A 25,649-nucleotide genomic window follows, 5' to 3' on the forward strand; every position below is an offset into this window, starting at 1 on the left:
AAGCACGACGCACAAGAACGGAGAACAGTCATGGCCCAAGCCGCAGCCGTGGCGAAAGCGCCCGCGCCACCTCGGCGGCGCCGTGCCTCCGCCACGCCGCGCAGGCTGCCGTACCTGCTGATCGCCCCGGCGGCCCTGCTGATGCTGGGCTTCATCGCCTACCCGGTCATCAGCGTCTTCTACTACAGCCTGCAGAACTACAACCCCACCAAGCCGTGGCGGAACGGCTACGCGGGCTTCGACAACTTCGTCCACGCCTTCACCGACGACCCGCAGTTCTGGGACACGCTGATCTTCAGCGGCAAGTGGGTCGTCGTCGAGGTCGGGCTGCAACTGCTGTTCGGTCTGGCGCTGGCGCTGATCGTCAACCAGACCTTCGTGGGCCGGGGACTGGGCCGCGCGCTGGTCTTCTCCCCGTGGGCCGTCTCCGGCGTGCTGACCTCCGCGATCTGGGTGCTGCTCTACAACTCCCAGACCGGCATCACCCGCTACCTCGCCGACATGGGCATCGGCTCCTACGGCACCAGCTGGCTGTCGGACACCTCCACCGTCTTCCCGGCGGCGGTCGTCGCCGACCTGTGGCGCGGTGTCCCGTTCTTCGCGATCCTCATCCTCGCCGACCTCCAGTCCGTCTCGAAGGACCTGTACGAAGCCGCCGAGGTCGACGGCGCCAGCCGGATCAAGCAGTTCTGGCACATCACGCTGCCCCACCTGAAGGACGCCATCGTCCTGTCCACGCTGCTGCGCGCGGTGTGGGAGTTCAACAACGTCGACCTGCTCTACACCCTGACCGGTGGCGGCCCGGCGGGAGAGACCACGACCCTCCCGCTCTACATCGCCAACACGTCCGTCGACGCCCACAACTTCGGCTACGCGTCCGCCCTGACCACGGTCGCGTTCGTGATCCTGCTCTTCTGCTCGATGGTCTATCTGCGGATCAGCAAGTTCGGAGGTGAGGAGAAGTGATCACCAAGGAGGCCACCGAGGTCGCGCCGGCTCCCCGGCGTGAGATCCCCGAGCCGCCCCGCCCCACGAAGCGCAACCGCGCCTGGGACGAGGCCCCCCGCTGGCAGATCTACACGCCGCTCGGGATCTATGTGCTCTTCACCCTGATCCCCTTCTACTGGATCCTGCTCTTCGCGCTGCGCCCGGCCGGCTCGACCTCGCTCGTGCCCTGGCCGATGACCTTCGAGCACTTCGAGAAGGTGTGGACCGAGCGGTCCTTCGGCACCTACTTCCAGAACAGCGTCCTCGTCGGCGTCGCGACCCTGCTGGTGACGACGCTCGTCGCGCTGGCCGGCGGCTACGCCCTCGCCCGGTTCAACTTCAAGATCAAGCGGGCCTTCATGCTCGCCCTGCTCTGCTCCCAGTTCGTGCCGGGCGCGCTGCTGCTGGTGCCGCTGTTCGAGATCTTCGCCGAGCTGAAGATGATCAACTCGCTGGGCAGTGTCATCCTCGCGGAGACCGTCTTCCAGCTGCCGCTGTCGATGATCCTGATCAGCAACTTCATCAAGAACGTGCCGTACACCCTGGAGGAGGCCGCCTGGGTCGACGGCTGCAACCGGATGACCGCCTTCAGGATCGTCGTCCTGCCGCTGCTGCGCCCCGGTCTGATCGCCGTCGGCTCCTTCGCCTTCGTGCACTCCTGGAACCACTTCCTGTTCGCCCTGATGTTCCTCAACAACCAGGAGAAGCAGACGATCCCGGTCGGCCTGAACACCCTGATGAGCGCGGACAGCGTCGACCTCGGCGCCCTGGCGGCGGGCGGCATCATCGCCGCAGTGCCCGTGGTGATCGTGTTCGCCTTCATCCAGAAGTGGCTGATCACCGGCTTCAGCGCGGGGGCGGTGAAGGGATGAGGGCACGTCAGATCACCGTCGCCGTCGGACTGTTGGGGCTGCTGTGCGTCCCCGCGCACGCCGAGGCCCGCGACATCAGCCGCGACACCCTCCCGGCGAACGACGGCTGGGCGGCGTACGGCACCGGCACCACCGGAGGCGCCGCGGCCGACGACGCCCACGTGTACACGGTCACCGACCGCGCCGGACTGGTGAAGGCCCTCGACAACGGCAGCGACACCCCGAAGATCATCAAGGTCGCCGGGACGATCGACGCCAACACCGACGACGACGGCGACCACCTGGACTGCGCCGACTACGCCACCGACGGCTACAGCACGAAGAAGTACCTGGCCGCCTACGACCCCCGCACCTGGGGTTCGGCCAAGCCCAGCGGCCCGCAGGAGGAGGCCCGCCAGGCGTCGGCGGCGAAGCAGGCGGAGCGGATCGTGCTGTCGGTCGGCTCGAACACCACCATCGTCGGCCTGGGCAAGCAAGCCGTCCTCAAGGGCGCGAGCCTGCAGGTCAGGAACACGGACAACGTCATCCTCCGCAACCTCGACGTGCGCGACGCCTACGACTGCTTCCCCGTCTGGCAGCCCAACACCGGCGGCCTCGGCGACTGGAAGACGGCGTACGACACCATCTGGCTGACCGGCGCCACCCACGTCTGGGTCGACCACGTCACCGCCTCCGACAAGGGCCACCCGGACGCGAAGGAACCCACCTACTTCGCCCGCAACTACCTGCGCCACGACGGCCTGCTGGACATCACCAACGGCTCCGACCTGGTCACCGTCTCCTGGAGCCGGTTCGCCGACCACGACAAGGCGATGCTCATCGGCAACGGTGACACGGTCACCGGCGACCGCGGCAAGCTCCGGGTGACCCTGCACCACAACGAGTTCGAGTCGGTCGTCCAGCGCGCCCCGAGGGTCCGCTTCGGCCAGGTCCACCTCTACAACAACCGGTACGTGGTCCCCGAGGACGCCGCGGACTACCGCTACTCCGTCGGCGTGTCGACCGAGTCCGCCCTCTACGCCGAGAACAACGCCTTCACCGCCCCCGGTCACGTCGAGGTCGCCGACCTGGTCAAGAGCTGGAACGGCACCGCCCTGCACCAGACCGGCACCCTCTTCAACGGCTTCCCCGTCGACCTGCTCGCGATCTACAACGCCTACAACTCCGGCAGCGAGCGTGATCTCACGACGGACGTCGGCTGGACGCCTACCCTGCACACAAAGATCGACAGCGCCGAGGCGGCCGACCGAGAGGTGGCGCGCGGCGCGGGCGCAGGGAGGCTTCCATGACCGTACCCATCGTTCTCGCGGGCGCGCGCGGCCACGGCCGGTGGCACCTGGACAACATCCGCCGGCTCCAGGACAAGGGCATCGTCCACCTGGCGGGCATCTGCGAGCTGACCCCGCTGACGCCCGAGGAGATCCCCGAGGGCCTCGGCACGCCCGAGCAGTCCAGCGACTTCGGCGCGCTGCTGGACTCCACCGGCGCCCGGATCGCCGTGATCTGCACCCCGATCCCCACCCACACGGACCTGGCGCTCAAGGCGGCCGGCAAGGGCGTCCATCTCCTGCTGGAGAAGCCCCCCGCCCCCTCCTACGCCGAGTTCCGCCGCATGGCCGACGGGGTCGCGGCGGCGGGCGTGGCCTGCCAGATCGGCTTCCAGTCGCTGGGCTCGTACGCCGTGCCAGCGATCCGCGAACTGATCGCGAAGGGGACCATCGGCGAGGTCACCGGCGTCGGCGGCGCCGGAGCCTGGGCCCGCGCGCAGGCCTACTACCGGCGGGCGCCCTGGGCGGGCAAGCGGCGCCTGAACGGCGTCGACGTGATCGACGGGGCGCTCACCAACCCGCTCGCCCACGCCGTCGCCACCGCCCTCGCGCTGGCCGGAGCCACCCGCGCCGAGGACGTCACCGGCATCGAGACCGAGCTGCTGCGCGCCAACGACATCGAGTCCGACGACACCTCCTGCGTCCGCGTCACCACCACCGGTGACCGCCAGGTCACCGTCGCCGCGACCCTGTGCGCCGAGCAGCCCGACGAGCCGTACGTCCTCGTCCACGGCAGCCGCGGCCGGATCACCTTCTGGTACAAGCAGGACCGCGTCCTGCTCCAGCGCGCCGGCCACGGCCCCGAGGAGTACGAGTACGGCCGCACCGACCTCCTCGAGAACCTCGTCGACCACCTCACCGACGGCGCCGAACTGCTGGTCGCCCCGGACGCGACCGGCGCCTTCATGAAGGTCGTCGAGGCGATCCGGACGGCGCCCGACCCGGCCCCGCTGCCCGAGGGCGCGTGGGAGCTGCTCCCCGACGAGGACCGCCGGGTCGTGCCCGGCATCGACGGACTGGTCGCGGCCGCCGCCGACACCCTCGCCCTCTACTCCGAACTGGGCGCCTCCTGGGCGCTGTCCGCCAAGGTCCCGAAAGAGCCGAAAGAGGTGAGCACCTGATGACGGCCAGCGACTCCCCGGTCCTGCGCGTCGCGGGCCGCCCGGTCGGCCGGTACGTCACCCGGCCCGAGCTGCCCGCCCGGCTCTCACCGCGCCCGTATCTGCACCCCGTCACCACCCTGACCGGTACGGCGGTCACCGAACTGAGCCCCGCCGACCACACACACCACCTCGGCGTCGGTGTAGCCGTTCCCGACGTCGAGGGGTTCAACTTCTGGGGCGGACGCACCTTCGTCCGCGACCAGGGCCCCACCGAGCTCGACAACCACGGCGCGCAGCGGCACACCGCGTTCCAGCTGCGCGACCCCGACGGCTTCGTGGAGGAGCTGCGCTGGGTCGCCGCCGGAGCCGAGCTGCTGCGCGAGCGCCGCACGGTCGCGGCCACCGATCTCACCGACACCGCCTGGGCGCTGGACTTCACCTTCTCCCTGACCAACGTCACCCAGAGCCCGCTGTCCATCGGCAGCCCCGCCACCAACGGCCGCCCCGGCGCCGCCTACGGCGGCTTCTTCTGGCGGGCCCGCAAGGAGGACGCGGCGCCGGAGGTCTTCACGGCCGGCACCGAGGGCGAGGAACAGATCCACGGCAGCCGCGCCGACTGGCTCGCCGTGGTCGGCGGCACCTGGACGCTGGTCTTCGCCGGAGCCACCGAACAGACCCGCCGGGACCCGTGGTTCGTGCGTGTCGAGGAGTACCCGGGTGTGGGGTCGTCGCTGGCGTACGACGAGCGGCTGCCGATCCCGCCGGGCGAAACCGTCGTCCGCCGGATCGTCACCGTCGTCGCCGACGGCCGCCTCGACCGGGACGGGGCCGCCGCGCTGGTCCGGAAGGCGGTGAGCCCGTGACCACCCGGACGACCGTGGGGACCTACATCAACCCCGTCCTGAACGCAGACTGGTCCGACCCGGACGTCGTCCGCGTCGGCGACGACTTCTACCTCACCGCCTCCAGCTTCGGCCGCGCCCCCGGCCTGCCGCTGCTGCACTCCCGCGACCTGGTCAACTGGACGCTGGTCGGCCACGCCCTCGAACGCCTGGAACCGGTGGGCGAGTTCACCTCCCCACGCCACGACTGCGGAGTCTGGGCCCCGTCCCTGCGCCACCACGACGACCGGTTCTGGATCTTCTGGGGCGACCCCGACCAGGGCGTCTTCCAGGTCAACGCCCCCGCGATCCGCGGCCCCTGGACCCGCCCGCACCTGGTGAAGGCGGGCAAGGGCCTGATCGACCCCTGCCCCCTGTGGGACGACGAGACCGGCGAGGCCTACCTCGTGCACGCCTGGGCCAAGTCCCGCTCCGGCGTCAAGAACCGCCTCACCGGCCACCGCATGCACCCCGACGCGACCTCCCTGCTCGACGAGGGCAAGCTGATCGTGGACGGAGACCGCATCCCCGGCTGGTTCACCCTGGAGGGCCCCAAGCTCTACCAGCACGACGGCTGGTTCTGGATCCTGGCGCCCGCCGGGGGAGTGGAGACCGGCTGGCAGGGCGCCTTACGCGCGCGGGACTTCTTCGGACCGTACGAGGAGCGGATCGTCCTCGAACAGAAGGACACCGACGTCAACGGCCCCCACCAGGGCGGCTGGGTGCGCACCGGCGCAGGCGAGGACTGGTTCCTGCACTTCCAGCAGCGGGGCCCCTACGGCCGGGTGGTGCACCTCCAGCCGATGCGCTGGGGCACGGACGGCTGGCCGGTGATCGGGGACGACGGCGCCCCCGTCGCCGTACACAGGCGGCCGGACCTCCCGCCCCAGCCGGTCGCGGCGCCCGCCACCGACGACGACTTCCCCGGCGGACGGTTCGGACGGCAGTGGCAGTGGACGGCCAACCCGCAGGACGGCTGGGCCACCCAGCACTCCGGCGACGGCCTGCGGCTGTCCTGCGTCCGCTCGGTGGACGCGCACGACCTGCGCAAACTCCCGAACGTCCTCACCCAGCGGCTGCCCGGCACCCCGTGTGCCGTCGAGGTGGAGCTGCGCCTGCACGGCGAGGAGCCGGGGGCACGGGCCGGGCTCGCGGTCCTCGGGGACGCGTTCAGCTGGATCGGGCTGCAGCGCGGGAGCGACGGCACGGTCCACTTCGTGCACCGGTTCGCCGAGGGAGTCGCCGAGCGGGAGCGCGACGCCGCCCACCCGCGCCTCGCGCCCGAGGGACGGGTGAAGCTGCGCATCGAGACCGGCGCCGGAGCACGCTGCCGCTTCTCCTACGACCTCGGCGACGGCCCGAGCCCGTCGGGTCCCGTCTTCGCCGCCACCCCCTGGCGCTGGGTCGGCGCCCTGCTCGGCCTCTTCGCCCTCGCGCCCGTCGGGCCGGGACACGCGGGCGCCGCCATGTTCACGCAGTTCCGGATCACCGACTTGTAACCCACTCCTTCTGTACCCCTGTCACGCCTGTTGGGAGCCGCAATGACGCACTTCCATAGCAAGCGCTTGCCCAGACCGGGTGGCGCCCTGGCCGCGGTCGCGGGCCTGGTCGCCGCCCTGGCACTGGGCACGATCGGTGAGGCGAGAGCCGCCGAACCGGGCCCGGCGCCGACCTCCGCTCCGGCGTCCGCTCCGGCGGCCTCCCGCTGGACCGATCAGCCCCACGGGTTCGCCTCGCTGGCCGGCGGTACCACCGGCGGGGCCGGCGGCAAGGTCGTCACGGTCACCGACCAGGCCGCGCTGGCGAAGTACGCGGCCGCTCAGGAGCCGTACGTCATCCGGGTGGCGGGCGCGGTCGCCGTCGAACCCTTCGGCTCGGACATCGTCGTCGCCTCGAACAAGACGATCACCGGCGTCGGCGACACCGGCGAGATCGTCCATGGCGAGCTGCACCTCAACCCCGGCACGCACAACGTCATCATCCGCAACCTGACGATCCGCGACTCCTACGTCGAGGGCGACTGGGACGGCAAGACCACCGACTTCGACGCCATCCAGATGGACACGGTCGACCACGTCTGGATCGACCACAACCGCTTCACGCACATGGGCGACGGGCTGCTCGACATCCGTAAGGACAGCCAGTACATCACCGTCTCCTCCAACCAGTTCAGCAACCACAACAAGGCGTTCGGGATCGGCTGGACGACCAACGTCCAGACGCAGATCACCATCGACCACAACTGGTTCACCGGCACGAAGCAGCGCAATCCCTCCGCGGACAACTGCGCCTACGCGCACCTCTACAACAACTACCTCTCGGCGCAGGTGTCCGACGGCGACCCCGTGTGGACGTACGGGAACTGGTCGCGCGGCAAGACCAAAATGGTCATCGAGAACAGCTACTACGACGGAGTCCAGCACCCCTACCAGGCCGACGTCACCGCGGAGTTGGTGCAGCGTGGGTCGATCCTGAGGAACACGAGCGGCCGGACCGACACCTGGGGTGCCGCCTTCGATCCGCGGGAGTTCTACGACTACCGGCTGGATCCCGCTGCCGCCGTGCCCGCGCTCGTGAAGAGGTTCTCCGGGCCGCAGCGGCGGATCGGCGTGACCCTCGACGTTCCGGGCGCGTTCCCGACCGTGCAGGCCGCCGTGGACGCCGTGCCCGACGGCAACGACGTGCCGGTGACGATCGCGGTCGCGCCGGGCACCTACCGGGAGAAGGTGTTCATCCCCGCGACCAAGCCGAACATCGTGCTGCGGGGGACTGGACACGACCGCTCCGACACCGTCATCGTCTACGACACCCCGGCGGCTTACGGTGGTTCGACCGGCAGCGCGACGGTTCGGATCGCCGCGAACGACGTCACTGCCCGCGACCTCACCTTCAGCAACGACTTCGACGAGGCCGCGGTCGAGCTGAACGGCGAGCAGGCGCTGGCGATGAAGACGACCGGCGACCGGATCGTCTTCGAGAACACCGCCTTCCTGGGCAACCAGGACACCCTGATGACCGACAGCCTCAAGCTGGACGTTCTCAGCCGGGTGTATGTCCGCGACTCGTACATCGAGGGTGACGTCGACTTCGTCTACGGGCGGGCGACGACTGTGATCGAGCGCTCCGTGATCAAAGCGTTGAGTCGCGGTTCGACGAGCAACAACGGCTACATCACGGCCGCTTCGACATGGACGGGGAATCCGTACGGGTTCCTGATCACCCGCTCGAAGATCCTGAGCGACGCGCCGGCCGGGACCTTCCACCTGGGGCGGCCCTGGCACCCCGGCGGTGAACCGGAGGCCGTGGCCCAGGTGTTGATCCGCGACACCGAGCTGCCCGCCGCGATCAAGTCCTCGCCGTGGACCGACATGAGCGGGTTCTCGTGGAAGGACGCACGGTTCACCGAGTACCGCAACTTCGGCCCCGGGGCGGAGGTCACCCCGGACCGACCGCAGATGAGCGACGAGGACGCGAGGACGCACACCGTCGCCGAGTACCTCAAGGGCAACGACAACTGGGCCCCCTACGCCCGCCACTGACCCCCCACAACTTCATATCTCCGTTTGATCCAGAAGAGAGAGCCGACCAATGAAGAGCAGCATCCGCAGAAGCAGGCGCGCGGCCGTCGCCGTCGCCCTGGGCTCCGTCCTCGCCCTGACCGCCACCGCCTGCGGTGACGACGGCAGCGGCGCCGGTGGCGACAAGGGGGCCGAGGGCAGCGGCAAGGGCAAGATCCTCTTCTGGGACAACAACGGCGGTGTCCGCACCGACATCTGGAAGGAGATCATCGCCGACTTCGAGAAGGCGAACCCGGACATCAAGGTCGAGTACGTCGGGATCGCCTCGACCGAGTACCAGTCCAAGGTCGACACCGCCATCCAGGGCGGCGGCCTGCCGGACGTCGGCGGTGTGGGCGCGGCGATGGCCGCCGGGATCGCCGCCCAGAACGCGCTGGAGCCCCTGGACGCCCGCCTCGACAAGTCCTCGCTCAAGGGCAAGCTCAACGAAGCCATGGTCGAGTCGCTGAAGTCCGCAGGTGGCGGCAAGGCGCTGTACTCGATCCCGACCTCCGCCAACAACGGTGTCCTCTACTACCGCACGGACCTGTTCAAGGCGGCGGGCCTTCAGGAGCCGACGACGTGGGACAAGTTCTACGAGGCGGCGGAGAAGCTCACCAACGCCAAGAAGAACGAGTTCGGCTACACCATCCGTGGTGGTGCGGGCTCCATCGCCCAGGCGCTGGACGCGATGTACGGACAGTCGGGGATCACCTCGTTCTGGGACGCGAGCGGTGAGAAGACCACCGTGAACGACCCGAAGAACGTGGCGGCGCTGGAGAAGTACGCGGCCCTCTTCAAGAAGGTCACTCCCGCCGCCGACCTCAACAACGACTTCACCAAGATGGTCGCGCAGTGGGACTCCGGCAAGATCGGAATGCTCAACCACAACCTGGGGTCGTACCAGGACCACGTGAAGGCGCTCGGCGTCGACAAGTTCCGGGGAATTCCCCAGCCCATCGGTGCCGGTGGGAAGCGGGTTCAGGTCTCCAACCCGGTCGACGGGCTCGGGCTGTTCAAGAGCTCGAAGAACAAGGACGCCGCGTGGAAGTTCATCGAGTTCGCCACCTCGCACGCGGAGAGCTCCAAGTTCAACGAGTCGGCCGGGCAGGTGCCGGCCAACACGGAGGCGGCGAAGGACGCGTGGGTGAGCAAGGCCGAGCCTACGAAGTTGGCCGCGGCGGCGCTGACGGACGGGTCTACGACCATTGTTCAGCTGCCGTACTACCTGCCTGACTGGAACACGATTTCCAAGGCGGACAACGAGCCGAACTTCCAGAAGGTGCTGCTTGGGAAGATGAGCGCGAAGGATTTCCTGGGCACGATGGCCGAGCAGCTGAACAAGGCTCAGGCCGAGTGGAAGCAGCAGAACGGCTGAGTTTGGTTGTGGGGCGGCCTGTGGTTTTTGAGGCTGCGGGCCGTCCCTGGCTTGTCGCGCAGTTCCCCGCGCCCCTAAGCGGAGCTGCCCAACCCTCTGTTGAAAGGTGCACCTTTGTGTCCCTGAGCCGCAGACAAGTGACCGCCGCGGCCCTTGCCGCTGTTCCCCTCGCCCTGGCCATGAACGGTACCGCCCAGGCCGGGCCCCGCCGGGAGAGAACGGTTTACATCGCCGGCGATTCCACCGCCGCCCAGAAATACGCCGACGCCGCGCCCGAGACCGGGTGGGGAATGGCGTTGCCCTTCTTTCTGCACAAGGATCGGCCTGTTGCCAATCATGCGGTGAACGGGCGGAGTTCGAAGAGCTTTGTGGATGAGGGGCGGCTCGATGCCATCCTCGGTGTGATCAAGCCGGGGGACTTCCTCCTCATCCAGTTCGCCCACAACGACGAGAAGACCACCGATCCCACCCGGTACACCGAGCCGTGGACGACGTACCAGGACTACCTGCGGATGTATGTCGACGGGGCTCGGGCGCGAGGGGCGCGGCCGGTGCTGGCCACGCCTGTGGAGCGCAGGCGGTTCGACGCCGACGGGAAGGCGCTGCCGAGTCACGGTGAGTATCCGGCAGCCATGCGGGCGCTCGCCGCGGAGGAAGGCGTGGCGCTGCTCGACGTACAGGCGCTGTCGCTGGCGCTGTGGCAGGAGCTGGGTGTCGAGGCGACGAAGACGTACTTCAACTGGACGGCGACCGAGCAGGACAACACGCACTTCAACCCGCCGGGGGCGATCGCCGTGGCGCGGCTCGTGGTGCGGGAGCTGCTGCGGACGCGGGTGCTCGGGCCGCGTGACGTGTGTCGTGTGGACGAGGAGATTCCCGAGTCCTGGATCACCTGGCCGGAGGCCGCCGCGTAACACCCCCCAGATCTGAAAAAGGAGAGCCGCACCATGAACGCACAGAAATGGCATGGGCATGCCACAGTGAGAGCAGTGGCGGTCGTCGGCTGCACCGCCCTCGCGCTGTCCCTGACCGGGACCACCGCCCAGGCCGGACAGTCCCGCGACATCGCCCGTCAGACCCTGCCCGCCAATGACGGCTGGGCCTCGTACGGCACCGGCACCACCGGTGGTTCCGCCGCCGACGCCGAGCACGTCTACACCGTCACCACCTGGGCCGAGTTCAAGGCCGCGCTCGCCGCCGGAGGCAGCGCGCCGAAGATCATCAAGGTGAAGGGCACGATCGACGCGGTGTCGGAGGGGTGTGACTCCCTCGCCGCGCCCGGATACGACTTCGACGCCTACCTGGCGAAGTACGCACCGGAGACGTGGGGCCTCGACACCGACCTGAGCGCTGAGCCCGACGACAGCCCGGAGGGGCTGCGCCGGGTCTCCGCCGCCAGCCAGGACAAGCAGATCAAGGCGAACGTCCCCGCCAACACCACGATCATCGGCATCGGCAGGAACGCCGGCTTCAAGGGCGCCAGCCTCCAGATCAAGGCCGTGGACAACGTCATCGTCCGCAACCTCGCCTTCGAGAGCCCCGTCGACTGCTTCCCGCAGTGGGACCCCACCGACGGCAGCAAGGGCAACTGGAACTCCGAGTACGACACGGCCGTCGTCTACGGCTCGACCCATGTGTGGCTGGACCACAACACGTTCACCGACGGCAGCCACCCCGACAGCGCGGCGCCCACCTACTTCGGGATGCTCTACCAGCAGCACGACGGCGAGCTGGACGTCGTCCGCGGCTCGAACCACGTCACCGCCTCCTGGAACGTCTTCACCGAGCACGACAAGACGATCCTGATCGGCAACAGCGACAGCGAGTCCACCGCGGCGGGGGACCGGGGGAAGCTGAAGGTCACCTTCCACCACAACCTGTTCTCCCAGCTGGTGGAGCGCGCGCCGCGCGTGCGGTTCGGGCAGGTCGACTCCTACAACAACCACTTCGTCGCCGACGACTCCTACGCCTACAGCTTCGGCATCGGCAAGGAGTCCCAGCTGGTCGCCGAGCACAACGCGTTCACGCTGCCGGCCGGGGTCAGCGCGGCCAAGGCGCTGAAGCGGTGGAACGTCTCGCCGGTCACCGCCGCCGACAACTACGTCAACGGCAAGCCCGTCGACCTGATCGCCGTGCACAACGCCGAGATCCCCGGCGAGGTCCTCGTGTCCGGCGCGGGCTGGACCCCGACCCTGCGCACCAAGGTCGACCCGGCCAAGGCCGTCCCCGGCATCGTCGACTGCAACGCGGGCGCCGGGCGCCTGCGCTGACGCTCCGCCCACCGGCCGGGGCGGACGGTCCCGTACCGCCCCGGCCCCCTGAAACCACCCGAGCCGCACCGCGAAGGAACAGCCGCATGTCTTCGCACCTTCCCCGTCCCCTCTCCCGCAGGGGATTCCTCGCAGCGAGCGCCGGGGCGGGCGCCGCACTCGCCCTCGCGTCGGTCCCCGCGCGGGCCGCCGGCAGGCAGCGCCCGTTCGGCCGGTACGGTTCACCCGCCGCCCGCCTGAACTCCAAGACGCTGTACGTCGATCCGCACGGCCGCGGCGATCACACCTCCGTCCGTGAAGCCGTCGCCGCCGCCGGCGGCAGTGGCTGGACGCTGGTCATCGCACCGGGCACCTACCGGGAGACGGTCGCCGTCGACGCCACCCGGACCGAGGCGACCTGGATCGGCGCCTCCGAGAACCCCCGTGACGTCGTGATCGTGTACGACAACGCGGCCGGCACTCCCAAGCCCGGCGGCGGCACCTACGGCACCACCGGGTCGGCCACCACGACCGTGCAGGCCGACGGCTTCACCGCCCGCTGGATCACCTTCGCCAACGACTGGCTGCGCGCCGACCATCCCGACATCACCGGCACCCAGGCCGTCGCCCTCAAGGTGCAGGGCGATCGGTCCGCCTTCCACCACTGCCGCTTCCTGGGCCACCAGGACACCCTGTACGCCGACTCCATGGCCCTGGCCGTCTTCGCCTGCCAGTACTTCTCCCACTGCTACGTCGAGGGCGACGTCGACTTCGTCTTCGGGCGGGCCACCGCGGTCTTCGAGCACTGCCACTTCCGCACCGTGAACCGCACCGACCTCGCGTCCGCCCCGTACGGCTTCGTGTTCGCGCCCTCAACGGCGGGCGCCAACCCGCTCGGCTACCTGGTGACCAGAAGCCGTGTGTCCAGTGAAGCCCCCGACGCGTTCTACAAGCTGGCCCGCCCCTGGGTGCCGAGCTCCGACACGACCGCCCGCCCGTCGCTCACCGTCCGCGACACCCACCTCGGCTCCGGCATCGACGCGGTCGCGCCCTACACCAACATGTCGAACTCCTTCCCCTGGCAGTCGATGCGGTTCGCCGAGTACCGCAACACCGGGCCGGGCGCCGAGATCACCGTCCCCGAGAACCGGCCCCAACTCACCGAAGCGCAGGCCGAGTCGGCGACCCGCGCCGCTTACCTGGGTGACTGGGCCCCGTGGAAGGAGTGCTGAGCATGCGCAGACGCACTCTCCTCGCCGGCCTCACCGCCGGCGGTCTGGCAGCTGTCGGTGCGAGCAGTCCCGCCCTCGCCCACGGCCGCCGTGTCCTGCATGTCCGCCGCGGTGACTCCGTCCAGGCGGCGGTGGACGCGGTGACCGGCCCGGGCTGGACGATCGTCGTGCATCCGGGGACGTACCGCGAAGTCGTCAACGTGCCTGACAACAAGCAGGAGTTGACCCTGCGGGGCGCCAGTCGCGACCCCCGCGCCGCCGTCATCGTCTTCGACAACGCCAACGGCACCCCGAGGCCCGACGGTTCGGGCACCTACGGCACGGCAGGCTCCGCCACCTTCACCTCGGCGGCCCCGGGACTGACCGTCCGTGACCTGACGCTGGCCAACGACTGGCTGCGGGCGGACCACCCCGACTACACGGGGACGCAGGCGGTCGCCGCGTACGTGACGGGGGACCGGTCGCGCTTCGAGAACGTGCGTCTGCTGGCCCACCAGGACACCCTGTTCGCGGACACGACCGCGCTGGACGCCTTCGACCGGCAGTACTACCGCCACTGCTACATCGAGGGCGACGTCGACTTCGTCTTCGGCCGGGCGACCGCCGTCTTCGACGCCTGCCACTTCCACACGCTCCAGCGGGACGTGACCTTCACACCCAAGGGCATGGTCTTCGCCCCCGCCACGGCCCGCGCCAACCCGCGCGGCTTCCTGGCCCTGCGCGGGCGCGTGACCTCGGGCGCCGAGGACGCGGCGTACAAGATCGCCCGGCCCTGGGTGCCGTCGTACGAGACCACCGCCTGGCCCTCGCTGGTCGTGCGGGACACCTGGCTCGGGCCGGGGATCGACGCGGTGGCCCCGTACACCAACATGCGCGAGGCATACCCGTGGCAGACCATGCGTTTCCGCGAGTACGCCAACTCCGGGCCCGGCGCGGTGATCTCGGTGCCGGAGAACCGGCCACAGCTGACGGCGGAGGAGGCCGCCACGCACACCCGGCGCACGTACCTCGGGGACTGGAGGCCGTATGAGTGCCCGTGACCCGGTGGGGCGGCGGGCGTTCGTCGTGGGGGCCGGGGCCGCGCTGTTCACGGCAAACGCGGTGAGCGGGGCGGAGGCGGGGGTGGTCGACGGGCCGCTGCCCGACTTCCACCCCGCCCTCAAGGCCGAACTGGACTTCCCCCTCGCCTGGGGACGGTCCCCGATCCGCGACTTCCGCGCCTGGCGCCGGGCCGCCCGCGCCAAGGTCGAGGAGCTGCTGATCGTCGAGGGGGACGAGCGGCTCCCCTACGCCCCCGAGTTCGGTGAGCGGTCCGAAGGGGACGGCTGCACGCGGGAGTTGGTCACCCTCTCCCTCACCCGGTACGAACGCGTCCGCGCCGCCCTGCTCACCCCGCACGGCACCGGCCCCTTCCCGGCCGTGCTGCTTCTGCACGACCACGGGGCCAGGTTCGACATCGGCAAGGAGAAACTGGTCCGGCCCTGGTACGACGACGTCCGTCTCGCCTCCGCCCAGGGCTGGGCGGAGAAGTACTTCAGCGGCCGGTTCGTCGGCGACGAGCTGGCCCGGCGGGGGTACGTGGTGCTCGCCGTGGACGCCCTCGGCTGGGGCGACCGGGGGCCGCTCACCTACGACCAGCAGCAGGCCCTGGCCAGCAACTTCTTCAACCTCGGCTCCTCCCTGGCCGGGCTCATGGCCCGCGAGGACGTCCGGGCCGCCGGTTTTCTCGCCGGGCTCGACCGCGTCGACCGGCGGCGGGTCGCGGCCCTGGGTTTCTCCATGGGCGCCTTCCGCGCGTGGCAGACCGCAGCGCTCAGCGACGACCTCGCCGCCGCGGCCGCCGTCTGCTGGATGACCGGCCTGAAGGAAATGATGTTGCCCGGCAACAACACCCTGCGCGGGCAGTCGTCGTACTACATGCTCCACCCCGGGCTTCCCCGGTTCCTCGACTTCCCCGACGTGGCGAGCATCGCCGCACCCAGGCCGATGCTCTTCTTCAACGGCGGCCTCGATCCGCTGTTCCCCGCCGACGGCGTCCGCGTGGCCCACGAGAGGCTGCGTGCCGTCTGGCGATCCCGCCACGCCGAGGAGCGCCTGGTGACGAAGGTCTGGCCGGACCTCGGCCATGTCTTCGTCGACCGCATGCAGGACGAGGTCCTCACCTGGCTCGACTCCGTCATGTGACCCGCACGTCTCCTGACAGCACTCTCTCCCCACACCCCTCGACGAAAGGTCCCCGCACCATGTCTCGTCGTACCGCTCTGGCACTGGGCGCCACCCTCGCCCTCGGCGCCGGCCTGGCCGTCCTCCCCACCCAGGCCCAGGCCGCGACCGTGGTCGTCAGCAACTCCACCGACCTGTCCAACGCGATCAAGAACGCCGCCGCCGGCACGGTCATCCAGGTGCGCGGCGGCACCTACTACCCGACGGCCACCCTCCAGTCCACGAAGAACGGCACCTCCTCCAGCCCGATCACGCTCACCGCGTACGGCTCGGAGACCGTGAAGATCGACGGCGGGAGCCTCCCCGACGGCGACTGGATCTTCAAGCTGACCGCCGACTACTGGAACGTCTCCAACCTCACCTTCCAGAACTCCCCGGACAGCGCGGTGGTCTGCCAGTCCTGCACCGGCACCAACTGGAACAACATCAAGACCATCAACGGCGGCGACTCCGGCTTCACCCTCACCGGAGACGGGACGGCCAACAACACCGTCCGCAACCTCGACTCCTACGGCCACTACGACCCCGCCAACCACGGCGAGAACGCCGACGGCCTCGCCATCAAGTTCGGGTCGGGCTCGGGCAACCTGGTCACCGGGGCCCGCCTGTACAACAACTCCGACGACGGCCTCGACTTCTGGTCCTTCTCCTCGCCCGTGACCATCGAGCACACCTGGTCCATGGGCAACGGCAAGAACCGCTGGGGGGACTCCGCCTTCGCGGGCGACGGCAACGGCTACAAGCTGGGCGGCGACGGCGAGGTCGTCGCGCACGTCATCAACAACTCGGCCGCCTGGGACAACGCGGGCAACGGCTTCACCGAGAACTCCAACAAGGGCGCGATCGTCATCAACCGCACCACCGCCTACGCCAACGCCAAGTGGGGCTACTACTTCGCCACCGGCGCCGCCCGGCTCGGCAAGAACCTCGCCGTGAGCAACGGCGGCGGCCTGGTCAACAAGGGGTCCTCGGTGGTGTCGTCCGGCAACAACTGGGACTCCGGGACCTCCACGCCCGCCTTCAGGTCGACGGACGCGTCCAGCACGTACAACGCCCGCCAGTCGAACGGCGCCCTGCCCGCCACCACGTTCCTGACGACGGGCAGCACGACCATCGGCGCGACGATGAACTGACCCGTGTCCCGCCCTCGCCCCGGGGCGCTTGACCCGTTTTTTGCCCGACGGGTCTCGCGCCCGCGAGGGTGACGCGCGTAGAAACCTGTCATGCATAAGCCACTTCGTATCGCGGCCGTCGCCACGGCCTGTGCCGTCGCCGGTGCCGCCCTCTACGGCGCCGGCGCGGCCACCGCCGGTCAGTCCACGGCGAACTCCACGCACGAGCCGTACAACATCGGGCTCCTGGTCAAGGACATCGACAGCTACTACGGCACCACGGCCGACGCGAACGGCGTCTACCAGGCGTCCCCGGACAGCCCCTACGCCAAGGACCTCGCGCGCATCGACGCCGCCGCCCGGAAGTACCTGGACCAGGCCGCCCGCAAGGCGCGGCACAAGGGCGAGAAGCCCGCGGTCGTCTTCGACATCGACGACACACTGCTGCTCAGCCTCGACTACGAGAAGCGCTACAACTACACGTACAACTCCGACAGCTGGGCGGCGTACGTGAACAGGGCCGACCGTCCGGCCGTCTTCGGCAGCCCCGAGCTCGTGCGGTACGCCGAGAAGAAGGGCGTCGAGGTCTTCTACAACTCGGGCCTCAGCGAGGCGCAGCGCTCCGCCGCCGTCGAGAACCTGAAGAAGGTCGGCGCCGATGTGAACCTCGACGCCGACCACATGTTCCTCAAGGACAAGGCGAACCCGCCGGCCTACCTGAGCGGGTGCGCCACGCCGGGCACCTGGACCTGCACGACGGTGCAGTACAAGTCCGGCACCCGGGGGCACATCGAGGACGACCTCGGATACGAGATCGTCGCCAATTTCGGCGACCAGTACTCCGACCTCGACGGCGGCCACGCCGACCGGACGTACAAGCTCCCGAACCCGACGTACTTCGTCAGCTAGCGCACCGGTTTCACCGACTCCAGGGTCGGCACCACCGGCTTGATCGTGCCGTCGGCCGCGAACTCCATACGGTCGATCGTCGTCTCCCGGTGCATACCGTCACCGCCCGGGCGGCCGGGGCCGTTCAGGGCGAAGCGGTGGTAGACGATGTACCAGTCGTCCGTGCCGGGCGTGTTCACCACGGAGTGGTGGCCGGTGGCGACGATGCCGTACTCGGGGCGCTTCGACAGGATCGTCCCCCGCTTGGTCCACGGGCCGAGCGGGGACGGTCCCGTCGCGTAGGCCACGTGGTAATTCTCGCTGCGGGTGTCGTCCTCGGACCACATGAAGTAGTACGTGCCGTTCCGCTTGATGACGAAGGAGCCCTCGCGGAAGTTGTCCGGGGTGATGTCCTTCAGCTTCGACGCGTCGAACGACACCATGTCGTCGTTGAGCGGGACCACGTAACCGTGCCCGTTGCCCCAGTAGAGATACGACGTCCCGTCGTCGTCCGTGAAGACGGCCGGGTCGATCATCTGGCCGCTCAGTGATCCGCCCTTGGCGACCAGCGGCTTGCCCAGCGCGTCCTTGAACGGGCCGGCCGGGGAGTCCGCCACCGCCACGCCGATCTGCTGCTCGGCGCAGAAGTAGAAGTAGTACTTGCCGTCGCGCTCGGCGATCGCCGGGGCCCAGGCGTTCTTGTCGGCCCAGCTCACGTCGGGGCCCAGGTCGAGGATGACGCCGTGGTCCTTCCAGTGGACCAGGTCCTTCGACGAGTACGCCTTGAACTGCGTGCCGCTCCAGCCCTGGAAGCCGTCCGTCGTCGGGTAGATCCAGTACTCGCCGTTCAGGTAGTGCACATCGGGGTCGGCGTTGAGGCCGGGCAGGATCGGGCTGCGGGTGCGCGCGGCCTCGACCGTCCAGGTGCGCTTCGTGCCGTCCGCGGCCGTCACGGTGTAGGTCTGCGGCTTGCGGAAGTCGCGGCGCGTACCGGACTTCGGGCTCACCTTCGCGCCCTCACCGAGCCAGAGCCTCGGGGCGAGATTCCGCAGATCCGCGTCCGGCTGCATCGGCAGCACGACCTTCGAGGCGCTCTCGGTGACGATTGCGTACCCCTTCTGGTCCTGGGCCGTCGCGTCCACGACCGAGGCCGGGCCGGCGGGGTACGCGGCCAGCAGCCGGTCGTACTCCTCCTGCGTCACCGGGAGTACCGTGCCGTGCCGGGGGCTGGCGGGCAGCTGGTAGTTCGTGGACGGGGTCCACTTGCCCGAGTCGAGGTCGGTGGTCTCGAAGGGGACGTAGCCGCGGCCGCCGTACTCGTCGATGAACAGGTACCACTTCTTCTCGGTGTTCGACTTGAAGACGGTCGGGCCCTCACCGCGGTCCATCGCGCCCTTGCCGACGCAGTCCGCGACGAAGTCGTACGTGGTGGAGGTCAGGGACGTCGACTTCTCCGCGGTGATGAACTTCGAGCAGGGCGAGCTGGAGGTCGGGTCGCGCTCGTCCTTGGTGTAGCGGTAGTAGGTGTCCTTGTTCTTCACGACCGTGGAGTCGATCACCGAGTAGCCCGGGTCGTCCCAGACCTTCGGCGCGCTGAAGGTGCGGAAGTCCTTCGTGGTCGCGTACATCATCTTGTTGTACGTCGAGCCGGTGTGGTCGGGATCGTCGTCGGCGTACAGCTTCGACGCCCAGAAGACGACGTACTCGCCGAGGGAGTCGTCCCAGTAGGCCTCCGGCGCCCAGGTGTTGCCCGCGCTGTCGGGGGAGACCTTCACCAGGCGCTGGTCGGTCCAGTGGACCAGGTCGGTGGACTCCCACACCATGATCGACTTGCTGCCGTGCCGCTGCACCTGGTCCCAGCTGCCGCTGCTGTTCTGGTACATCCTGAGGTCGGTGGCGATCAGGAAGAACTTGTCGCCCTTGGGGGAGCGGATCACGAAGGGGTCGCGCAGGCCCTTCTCCCCGATGGTGGAGGTCAGGACCGGCCTCCCGGCGTTCAGCTCGCGCCAGTGCAGGGCGTCGTTGCCACGGCTGAGGGCGTAGCGGATCTGCTCGCCGTCGGCGGTGCCCTCGCCGGTGAAGTAGGCGAAGAGGTAGCCGGCGTACTTGGGGTGGTTCACGGGTGGGGCTCCTGATTGCGCGGTACCGGGTGGGGCGGTGAACAGGGTGAGGAGGAGGGCGAGGCAGGCGACGAGCACGACTCTGGGGCGCATGGGCAGTCCTGTAGGAGTGTGGGGGATTCTGTTGGGTGGTGCGCGCCTTCGGAGTTTTACGAGCGGGAAACAGCACGTCAACAGGTAGGAGCGGGACGGCAGGCGGCGAAAGTTTCGAGGGTTTTCGCTCGCAGGGCGGCAACCTCTTCCGGCCACGGCGGCGACTTGATCGCGTAGCTTCCCCCTAGGAAAGGAACGCCCAGTGCGTCAGAGCACCGGACGCCACCGCAGGACGCGCACGCTCTCCATCGCCGCTGCGGTGGCCCTCTCCGCCGGGGCGGGCGGCGTCTACCTCGGCCTGTCGAACGGCGGTGCCCAGGCCGCCACGACGACGGTCACCGTGTCCAGCACGACGCAGCTGGAGTCGGCCGTGCGGAACGCGACCGCGGGCACCGTCATCCAGGTGCGCGGCGGCACGTACTATCCGACGGCCACCCTCAAGTCGACCGCCAGCGGGACCGGTTCGAACCGGATCACGCTCCAGGCGTACGGCGGCGAGAAGGTGAAGATCGACGGTTCCAAGCTGGCCGCCGGCTCCTGGCTCACCGGGATCTACGGCAGCTACTGGACCGTCCAGAACCTCACCTTCCAGAACTCCCCGGCCCAGGGCTTCGTCGTCACCTCCTCCACCGGCGGGGTCTTCAAGAACCTGGTCACCGCGAACAACGGCGACTCCGGGTTCACGCTGCGCGGCGACACCACGGTCGACAACCTTGTGCAGAACCTGGACAGCTACGGCAACTACGACCGCGCCGGGCACGGCCAGAACGCCGACGGCATCGCCATCAAGTTCGGCTCGGGGACCGGCAACAAGGTGACCGGGGCGCGGCTGTACAACAACTCCGACGACGGCCTCGACCTGTGGCAGTTCTCCTCGCCGGTCACCATCGAGCACACCTGGGCCTTCGGCAACGGCAAGAACCGCTGGGGGGACTCCGCGTTCGAGGGCAACGGGAACGGGTTCAAGCTGGGCGGGGGCGGCGTCGCCGTCGCGCATGTCGTGAACAACAATGCGGCCTGGGACAACACGTTGAACGGGTTCACCGAGAACTCCAACACGGGGGCGCTCGTCCTGAACCGCAACACCGCGTACTCCAATGCGGAGGCGGGCTTCTATTTCGCCACGGGGAAGGCGCGGTTGGCCCGGAACCTGGCGGTGGGCAACAAGGGGGGACTGTCGAAGCTGGGGAGGTCGACGGTCTCCGCCGCGAACAACTGGGACGGCGGGGTGTCGACCCCGTCCTTCACGTCGACGGACGCGGCGAGTGCGTACGGGGCTCGTGAGGCGGACGGTTCGTTGCCTGCGACCGTGTTTCTGACCACGGGTTCTTCGACGATCGGGTCGACGATGAACTGAGAAGAACGCCCCGCCGGTCGTCACCGGCGGGGCGTTCTGTTGCCGACCCGAGGGGGGCTCCGGTCGGCACCGCCGACCCGAGGGGGGCTCAGGCCGGCAGGTCCATGGCGTCGGACGATGTTCTGTCTTCCATGTACTGGAAGGGACGCCAAAAGTGAACAGGTGGTTGTTTCCGCGGTACGAACTCGTGGTGCGGGAGTTTCACTTACTTGTACGTGATGTCGGATGACGCGAACTTGCAGGTGGTTCCGTCCGCGCCGGTGCCGAGCTCCGTCGGCTCCTTGCCGGTGTTGTTGCCCTTGAAGCGGACACACGTCCTGGTCTTCTTCTTGCTGTCGCCCTGGATGCGGATCTTCGACAGCGTGGCGGTGTCGCCGAAGTTGGTGTTGACGCCGACGATCGCCTTCAGGGGTGCGACGACGTCGATGTCGCTCAGCACGATCGTGCGCTTGTACTGCGTCTTGCAGTTGCCGCAGGAGCGGACCAGCTTGCCGGAGTTCTCCACCCGGAAGCCGGTCACGACGAGCTTGCCGGCGCCGTTGAACTGCAGCACCTTGTCGGCGCCGTTCTTCGCGCCGCCGCCGATGACCTTGTACACGGCCGAGGAGGACTTGCCCTTGAAACTGGCGGCGTCCTCGCCGACGTCCAGCCACCACACGTTCTGCAGCGTGCAGCTGCCCTTGCAGTGGACGCCGTCCGCGCCCGGCGTGCCGATGATCACGTTCTTCAGGACCGCCCCGTCGGCCAGCTCGAAGATCGGGTCCTGGCCCTCCTCCTGGCCGCTGCCGCCCAGCTCGCCCGCGCCGGAGAACTTCTTCAGCTTGCCGTCGTAGGTTCCGGAGACCTTGATCGTCGAGGAGACGGACTTGCTGCCGGAGGCTGTCGGCCAGGAGGACGCGGCGCCCGCGGACGAGAGCATCGTCGTGGTGACGATCGCCGCGCCGGTGATGCCGAGGGCGGTGGAGCCCGCGATCAGCGCCCGCCGCTTGGTGACCTTGCGACGGTGCCGGACGCGCCGTTCTGCTGGTGCAGTCATGAAGCATTTCCTCAAGTGGGTGGTGACTCTTGCGCCTTCTGGTCGCCACCGGTGAGGAAAGGGTTGCCGTGCCTTCAGGACTTTCTCACGAGTCGCCCTCGTCGTCGTCACCGTGGGACGCGAAGTCGCCGCCCACCGCGTGCTGTTCGCCGCCCGCGGTGCCGGTGATCCCGTAGCTGTCGTCCGCCGCGTCCCGGCCGCCGCGGTCGTGGTCGTACTGCCCTGCGAACACCCACTCGCCCTTCGGGACCGTACGGCCCGCCTTGAGCACCCAGGTGTAGACGAGGAAGCCGTCCTTCTCGCCGATCGTCTGCGTGAAGTCGTCCTCGGGCAGCGAGCGCCAGGCGCCCGCCGTCGAGACGCCGCCGGTCTGGGCGACCTTCAGCCGCACGGTGAGCGCGGTGAGTTGCTCGGAGGTCTTGAGGGTGATGTTGCTCTGCGCCCAGAAGTCGTTGCTGTGCGGATCCACCGAGCCGTCCGACCACAGCGGGCCGTCCTCGCTCCCGTCCGCCGGCGGCAGCGCGGGCGCGGAGGCGGACGGCTTGGACTCGGGAGTGTGCGACGGGACCGGGCTCGGCTTGCCGGCGTTCGACCCGCCACCGGAACTCGGCTTCGGGAACGGGGAGGCGGGCGGACGGCTGGTCGCGTCGGGCGAGCGCACCGGCGTCGGCGAGGCCTGCACCGTCTGTTGCTGCGGGGGCTCGTCCTTCACGGCCGACGCCACCGCGTAGCCGCCGACCGCGAGCATGCCCGCGACCGCGGCCGTGGCGCCCACGATCCGGGCCCAGCCCAGCACCGCCGGCCGCGTCGCCCGGTGGTCTCGCCGGTCCTGCTCGGTCATGCCGCGCTCGATCCTGGCCAGGATGCGCGCGCGGTCCGGCTCGTGGGACCCGGCCGCCTCCTGCAGCCGGGCGCGCAGCTCGCCGTGCACGTCCCGCTGCATCGTCATCGGTCCCTTCCTCCGGCCTCACCGGTGCGCGCCATCGCGGCGTGCACTCTCTGCGGAGCTCTGTTGGTACCGAGCAGCTTCTGCAGCTCGGCCATTCCCTTGGAGGTCTGGCTCTTCACCGTACCGACCGAGATCCCGAGAGCGAGCGCGGTGTCCTTCTCCGAGAGGTCGAAGGCGTGCCGCAGCACCACACAGGCTCGTTTGCGGAAGGGGAGTCTACGCAGTGCCGACTGGACGTCCACCACGCCCGCGACGTCCGGGTTCTCGGTCTTCTCCTCGCGCTGCGACCAGAACAGGGCGATTCTGCGGCGCTCGCGCACGGCGCTGCGGATGCGGGTGCGGGCCAGGTTGGCGACGACGCCGCGCGCGTACGCCACCGGATGGTCGGCCGCGCGCACCCGGTCCCAGCGGTTCCACAGCGCCAGCAGCGCGTCCGCGGCCAGATCGTCGGCGGCGTCCGACTCGCCGGTCAACAGGTGGGCGAGGCGGGACAGTTCGGCGTAGTGGCGTTCGAAGAAGGCATGGAATTCCACGGAGGCGGCGTCGTCGACGACTGTGCCCACGGGTGACCTCTTCTCGATGCGACTTCGGGCACCTGGCGGGGTGCCTGTGCGTGTCATGTGAATGACATGAGTGTGTCCCGGGGAGGTGTCGGGACGAGATCGGGAAGCGTAGCAGCGATCAACTATCCGGTTCGTACGGGGCTTCGAACACCGTATGGTCGCCCGAACCCGATTCCTTAACACGGTGAAAACCTGGAACGGGTTCAACGAGGGAACAATCCAGCCAGCATCCGCAGACTGATCGACCAGGCAACAAGGAGCGTCCGTCCATGTCCGAAACGCAGAAGGTGACCGACCGGTCAAGTGCCCCGCCACCAGCGGTGAACAGTGTCGACCGGTTCTTCAAGATCTCCGAACGGGGATCCACCTTCGGCCGGGAGATACGCGGCGGCTTCGCCACGTTCTTCACGATGGCCTACATCCTTGTCCTGAATCCCATCATCCTGGGCAGCGCCAAGGACAAGTTCGGCCACCAGCTCGACGCCGTCCAACTCACCACCGCCACCGCGCTGGTGGCCGCCGTCATGACGATCATCATGGGCGTCGGCGGCAACCTGCCGCTCGCGCTGGCGGCGGGCCTCGGACTGAACGCCGTCGTCGCCTTCCAGATCGCCCCGCTGATGAGCTGGGACGACGCGATGGGCCTCATCGTCGTCGAGGGCCTGCTGATCTGCGTGCTGGTGGTGACCGGCCTGCGCGAGGCCGTCATGCACGCCATCCCGCAGCCGCTCAAGCAGGCGATCAGCGTCGGCATCGGCCTGTTCATCGCCTTCATCGGCTTCGTCGACGCCGGCTTCGTCAGCCGCATCCCCGACGCCGCGGGCACCACCGTCCCCGTGCAGCTCGGCGGCACCGGCACCCTCGGCGGCTGGCCGGTCCTGGTGTTCTGCCTCGGCGTGCTGCTGACCATCGGACTGCTCGCCCGCAAGGCCAAGGGCGCCATCCTCATCAGCATCGTGACCATGACGGTCGTGGCGATCGTCATCAACTCGATCGCCGACATCAAGACCTGGGGCCTGACCACGCCGGCCTGGCCCGACAAGGTCGTCGACACCCCCGACTTCGGACTCATCGGTCACTTCAGCCTGTTCGGCGCCTTCAGCGAGACCAGCGCCATCACCGTCGTCCTGCTGATCTTCACGCTGATCCTGTCCGACTTCTTCGACACCATGGGCACGGTCGTCGGCATCAGCGCGGAGGCGGGCCTGTTGGACGAGGAGGGCAAGGTGCCGGGCCTCGGCCGCGTCCTGCTCATCGACGGAGCGGCGGCGGTCGCCGGCGGCGCGTCCTCCGCCTCCTCCGCGACCTCCTACATCGAGTCCGCGGCCGGCGTCGGCGAGGGCTCACGCACCGGCTTCTCCAACCTGGTCACCGGCGGCCTCTTCGCTCTCGCCCTGTTCCTGACCCCCCTGCTCACCATCGTCCCGCTCCAGGCCGCGGCCCCCGCGCTCGTCGCCGTCGGCTTCCTGATGATGACCCAGGTCAAGAGCATCGACTGGGACAAGTACGAGATCGCCATCCCCGCCTTCCTCACGATCGCCGTGATGCCCTTCACCTACTCCATCACCAACGGCATCGGCGCGGGCTTCCTCGCGTACGTGGTGATCAAGACGGTCGTGGGCAAGGCGAAGGAGATCCACTGGCTGCTGTGGGGAGCCTCGGCACTGTTCCTGGTGTACTTCGCGATCGACCCGATCGAGCAGATCCTGGGCGTCAAGTGA

Annotated in this window: 21 protein-coding genes; 17 read left to right on the forward strand and 4 right to left on the reverse strand. The window is 69.0% G+C overall.

Features of this window, described 5'->3' with window-relative positions; translation table 11 throughout:
* The first annotated feature begins 30 nt into the window (after positions 1 to 30).
* The 15 genes from ACFYWX_RS17550 to ACFYWX_RS17620 all read left to right on the forward strand — a co-directional run bounded on the left by ACFYWX_RS17550 (position 31) and on the right by ACFYWX_RS17620 (position 17,831).
* The gene (locus tag ACFYWX_RS17550) at positions 31 to 966 is read left to right on the forward strand and encodes a carbohydrate ABC transporter permease (protein ID WP_389424915.1); all 936 of its coding nucleotides are present in this window, start codon (positions 31 to 33) and stop codon (positions 964 to 966) included.
* Positions 963 to 1,859, forward strand: coding sequence for a carbohydrate ABC transporter permease (locus ACFYWX_RS17555; RefSeq protein ID WP_389424916.1), 897 nt, complete (start codon positions 963 to 965; stop codon positions 1,857 to 1,859). Before ACFYWX_RS17550 ends, ACFYWX_RS17555 begins: the two co-directional genes overlap by 4 nt.
* Positions 1,856 to 3,148 (forward strand): polysaccharide lyase family 1 protein, encoded by a 1,293-nt coding sequence (locus ACFYWX_RS17560; RefSeq protein ID WP_389424917.1) that lies wholly within the window; start codon positions 1,856 to 1,858, stop codon positions 3,146 to 3,148. Before ACFYWX_RS17555 ends, ACFYWX_RS17560 begins: the two co-directional genes overlap by 4 nt.
* Positions 3,145 to 4,308: a Gfo/Idh/MocA family protein gene (locus ACFYWX_RS17565; protein ID WP_389424918.1), complete on the forward strand. Its 1,164-nt coding sequence runs from the start codon at positions 3,145 to 3,147 to the stop codon at positions 4,306 to 4,308. Before ACFYWX_RS17560 ends, ACFYWX_RS17565 begins: the two co-directional genes overlap by 4 nt.
* Positions 4,308 to 5,153 carry a PmoA family protein gene (locus ACFYWX_RS17570; protein ID WP_389424919.1) on the forward strand — a complete coding sequence of 282 codons (846 nt, stop codon included), beginning with the start codon at positions 4,308 to 4,310 and terminating at the stop codon, positions 5,151 to 5,153. Before ACFYWX_RS17565 ends, ACFYWX_RS17570 begins: the two co-directional genes overlap by 1 nt.
* Positions 5,150 to 6,670, forward strand: coding sequence for a family 43 glycosylhydrolase (locus ACFYWX_RS17575; protein ID WP_389424920.1), 1,521 nt, complete (start codon positions 5,150 to 5,152; stop codon positions 6,668 to 6,670). Before ACFYWX_RS17570 ends, ACFYWX_RS17575 begins: the two co-directional genes overlap by 4 nt.
* A 42-nt stretch (positions 6,671 to 6,712) precedes the next feature.
* Positions 6,713 to 8,710: a pectinesterase family protein gene (locus tag ACFYWX_RS17580; RefSeq protein ID WP_389424921.1), complete on the forward strand. Its 1,998-nt coding sequence runs from the start codon at positions 6,713 to 6,715 to the stop codon at positions 8,708 to 8,710.
* A 49-nt stretch (positions 8,711 to 8,759) separates the two neighbouring features.
* Complete coding sequence (locus ACFYWX_RS17585) at positions 8,760 to 10,106, forward strand: ABC transporter substrate-binding protein (protein ID WP_389424922.1); 1,347 nt, start codon at positions 8,760 to 8,762, stop codon at positions 10,104 to 10,106.
* A 116-nt stretch (positions 10,107 to 10,222) separates the two neighbouring features.
* Positions 10,223 to 11,020: a rhamnogalacturonan acetylesterase gene (locus tag ACFYWX_RS17590; protein WP_389424923.1), complete on the forward strand. Its 798-nt coding sequence runs from the start codon at positions 10,223 to 10,225 to the stop codon at positions 11,018 to 11,020.
* A 33-nt stretch (positions 11,021 to 11,053) separates the two neighbouring features.
* Positions 11,054 to 12,376 carry a polysaccharide lyase family 1 protein gene (locus tag ACFYWX_RS17595; protein WP_389424924.1) on the forward strand — a complete coding sequence of 441 codons (1,323 nt, stop codon included), beginning with the start codon at positions 11,054 to 11,056 and terminating at the stop codon, positions 12,374 to 12,376.
* 86 nt (positions 12,377 to 12,462) lie between these two features.
* Positions 12,463 to 13,587 carry a pectinesterase family protein gene (locus ACFYWX_RS17600; RefSeq protein WP_389424925.1) on the forward strand — a complete coding sequence of 375 codons (1,125 nt, stop codon included), beginning with the start codon at positions 12,463 to 12,465 and terminating at the stop codon, positions 13,585 to 13,587.
* A 2-nt stretch (positions 13,588 to 13,589) separates the two neighbouring features.
* Positions 13,590 to 14,627 carry a pectinesterase family protein gene (locus tag ACFYWX_RS17605; RefSeq protein WP_389424926.1) on the forward strand — a complete coding sequence of 346 codons (1,038 nt, stop codon included), beginning with the start codon at positions 13,590 to 13,592 and terminating at the stop codon, positions 14,625 to 14,627.
* Positions 14,614 to 15,771 carry a dienelactone hydrolase family protein gene (locus ACFYWX_RS17610; protein WP_389424927.1) on the forward strand — a complete coding sequence of 386 codons (1,158 nt, stop codon included), beginning with the start codon at positions 14,614 to 14,616 and terminating at the stop codon, positions 15,769 to 15,771. The genes ACFYWX_RS17605 and ACFYWX_RS17610 overlap by 14 nt, the downstream gene beginning before the upstream one ends.
* A 59-nt stretch (positions 15,772 to 15,830) precedes the next feature.
* Positions 15,831 to 16,943, forward strand: a complete 1,113-nt coding sequence (locus ACFYWX_RS17615; RefSeq protein ID WP_389424928.1) for a chondroitinase-B domain-containing protein — start codon at positions 15,831 to 15,833, stop codon at positions 16,941 to 16,943.
* Positions 16,944 to 17,033: 90 nt separating this feature from the next.
* On the forward strand, positions 17,034 to 17,831 hold the full coding sequence (locus ACFYWX_RS17620) for an HAD family acid phosphatase (RefSeq protein WP_389424929.1): 798 nt from the start codon (positions 17,034 to 17,036) through the stop codon (positions 17,829 to 17,831).
* Here the strand turns inward: ACFYWX_RS17620 and ACFYWX_RS17625 are convergent.
* The gene (locus tag ACFYWX_RS17625; protein WP_389424930.1) at positions 17,828 to 20,023 is read right to left on the reverse strand and encodes a family 43 glycosylhydrolase; all 2,196 of its coding nucleotides are present in this window, start codon (positions 20,021 to 20,023) and stop codon (positions 17,828 to 17,830) included. The two genes, ACFYWX_RS17620 and ACFYWX_RS17625, sit on opposite strands and share 4 nt — an antisense overlap.
* Positions 20,024 to 20,225: 202 nt before the next feature.
* Between ACFYWX_RS17625 and ACFYWX_RS17630 the strand changes: the two genes are divergently transcribed.
* Entirely contained in the window at positions 20,226 to 21,380 is a 1,155-nt protein-coding gene (locus ACFYWX_RS17630; protein WP_389424931.1) for a right-handed parallel beta-helix repeat-containing protein, read from the forward strand.
* A gap of 205 nt (positions 21,381 to 21,585) precedes the next feature.
* On the opposite strand, the gene ACFYWX_RS17635 is transcribed toward ACFYWX_RS17630, so the two are convergent.
* From ACFYWX_RS17635 to ACFYWX_RS17645, 3 genes are all read right to left on the reverse strand, one after another.
* Entirely contained in the window at positions 21,586 to 22,416 is an 831-nt protein-coding gene (locus ACFYWX_RS17635; protein ID WP_389424932.1) for a pectate lyase, read from the reverse strand.
* Positions 22,417 to 22,501: 85 nt separating this feature from the next.
* Positions 22,502 to 23,365, reverse strand: a complete 864-nt coding sequence (locus ACFYWX_RS17640) for a hypothetical protein (protein ID WP_389424933.1) — start codon at positions 23,363 to 23,365, stop codon at positions 22,502 to 22,504.
* A complete protein-coding gene (locus ACFYWX_RS17645) occupies positions 23,362 to 23,928 on the reverse strand; it encodes a SigE family RNA polymerase sigma factor (RefSeq protein ID WP_389424934.1) in 567 nt (188 codons plus the stop codon). Before ACFYWX_RS17645 ends, ACFYWX_RS17640 begins: the two co-directional genes overlap by 4 nt.
* A gap of 269 nt (positions 23,929 to 24,197) precedes the next feature.
* On the opposite strand from ACFYWX_RS17645, the gene ACFYWX_RS17650 reads away from it, so the two are divergent.
* Entirely contained in the window at positions 24,198 to 25,649 is a 1,452-nt protein-coding gene (locus tag ACFYWX_RS17650) for an NCS2 family permease (protein ID WP_389424935.1), read from the forward strand.

The organism is Streptomyces sp. NPDC002888, assembly GCF_042888465.1.
In the GTDB taxonomy this organism is placed as follows: domain Bacteria; phylum Actinomycetota; class Actinomycetes; order Streptomycetales; family Streptomycetaceae; genus Streptomyces.

Coding starts and splice junctions, on each gene's coding strand:
- ACFYWX_RS17550 (WP_389424915.1), top strand. CDS start 31: ATGGCCCAAGCCGCAGCCGTGGCGAAAGCGCCCGCGCCACCTCGGCGG.
- ACFYWX_RS17560 (WP_389424917.1), top strand. CDS start 1,856: ATGAGGGCACGTCAGATCACCGTCGCCGTCGGACTGTTGGGGCTGCTG.
- ACFYWX_RS17565 (WP_389424918.1), top strand. CDS start 3,145: ATGACCGTACCCATCGTTCTCGCGGGCGCGCGCGGCCACGGCCGGTGG.
- ACFYWX_RS17570 (WP_389424919.1), top strand. CDS start 4,308: ATGACGGCCAGCGACTCCCCGGTCCTGCGCGTCGCGGGCCGCCCGGTC.
- ACFYWX_RS17580 (WP_389424921.1), top strand. CDS start 6,713: ATGACGCACTTCCATAGCAAGCGCTTGCCCAGACCGGGTGGCGCCCTG.
- ACFYWX_RS17585 (WP_389424922.1), top strand. CDS start 8,760: ATGAAGAGCAGCATCCGCAGAAGCAGGCGCGCGGCCGTCGCCGTCGCC.
- ACFYWX_RS17595 (WP_389424924.1), top strand. CDS start 11,054: ATGAACGCACAGAAATGGCATGGGCATGCCACAGTGAGAGCAGTGGCG.
- ACFYWX_RS17600 (WP_389424925.1), top strand. CDS start 12,463: ATGTCTTCGCACCTTCCCCGTCCCCTCTCCCGCAGGGGATTCCTCGCA.
- ACFYWX_RS17605 (WP_389424926.1), top strand. CDS start 13,590: ATGCGCAGACGCACTCTCCTCGCCGGCCTCACCGCCGGCGGTCTGGCA.
- ACFYWX_RS17610 (WP_389424927.1), top strand. CDS start 14,614: ATGAGTGCCCGTGACCCGGTGGGGCGGCGGGCGTTCGTCGTGGGGGCC.
- ACFYWX_RS17615 (WP_389424928.1), top strand. CDS start 15,831: ATGTCTCGTCGTACCGCTCTGGCACTGGGCGCCACCCTCGCCCTCGGC.
- ACFYWX_RS17620 (WP_389424929.1), top strand. CDS start 17,034: ATGCATAAGCCACTTCGTATCGCGGCCGTCGCCACGGCCTGTGCCGTC.
- ACFYWX_RS17625 (WP_389424930.1), bottom strand. CDS start 20,023: ATGCGCCCCAGAGTCGTGCTCGTCGCCTGCCTCGCCCTCCTCCTCACC.
- ACFYWX_RS17635 (WP_389424932.1), bottom strand. CDS start 22,416: ATGACTGCACCAGCAGAACGGCGCGTCCGGCACCGTCGCAAGGTCACC.
- ACFYWX_RS17640 (WP_389424933.1), bottom strand. CDS start 23,365: ATGACGATGCAGCGGGACGTGCACGGCGAGCTGCGCGCCCGGCTGCAG.
- ACFYWX_RS17650 (WP_389424935.1), top strand. CDS start 24,198: ATGTCCGAAACGCAGAAGGTGACCGACCGGTCAAGTGCCCCGCCACCA.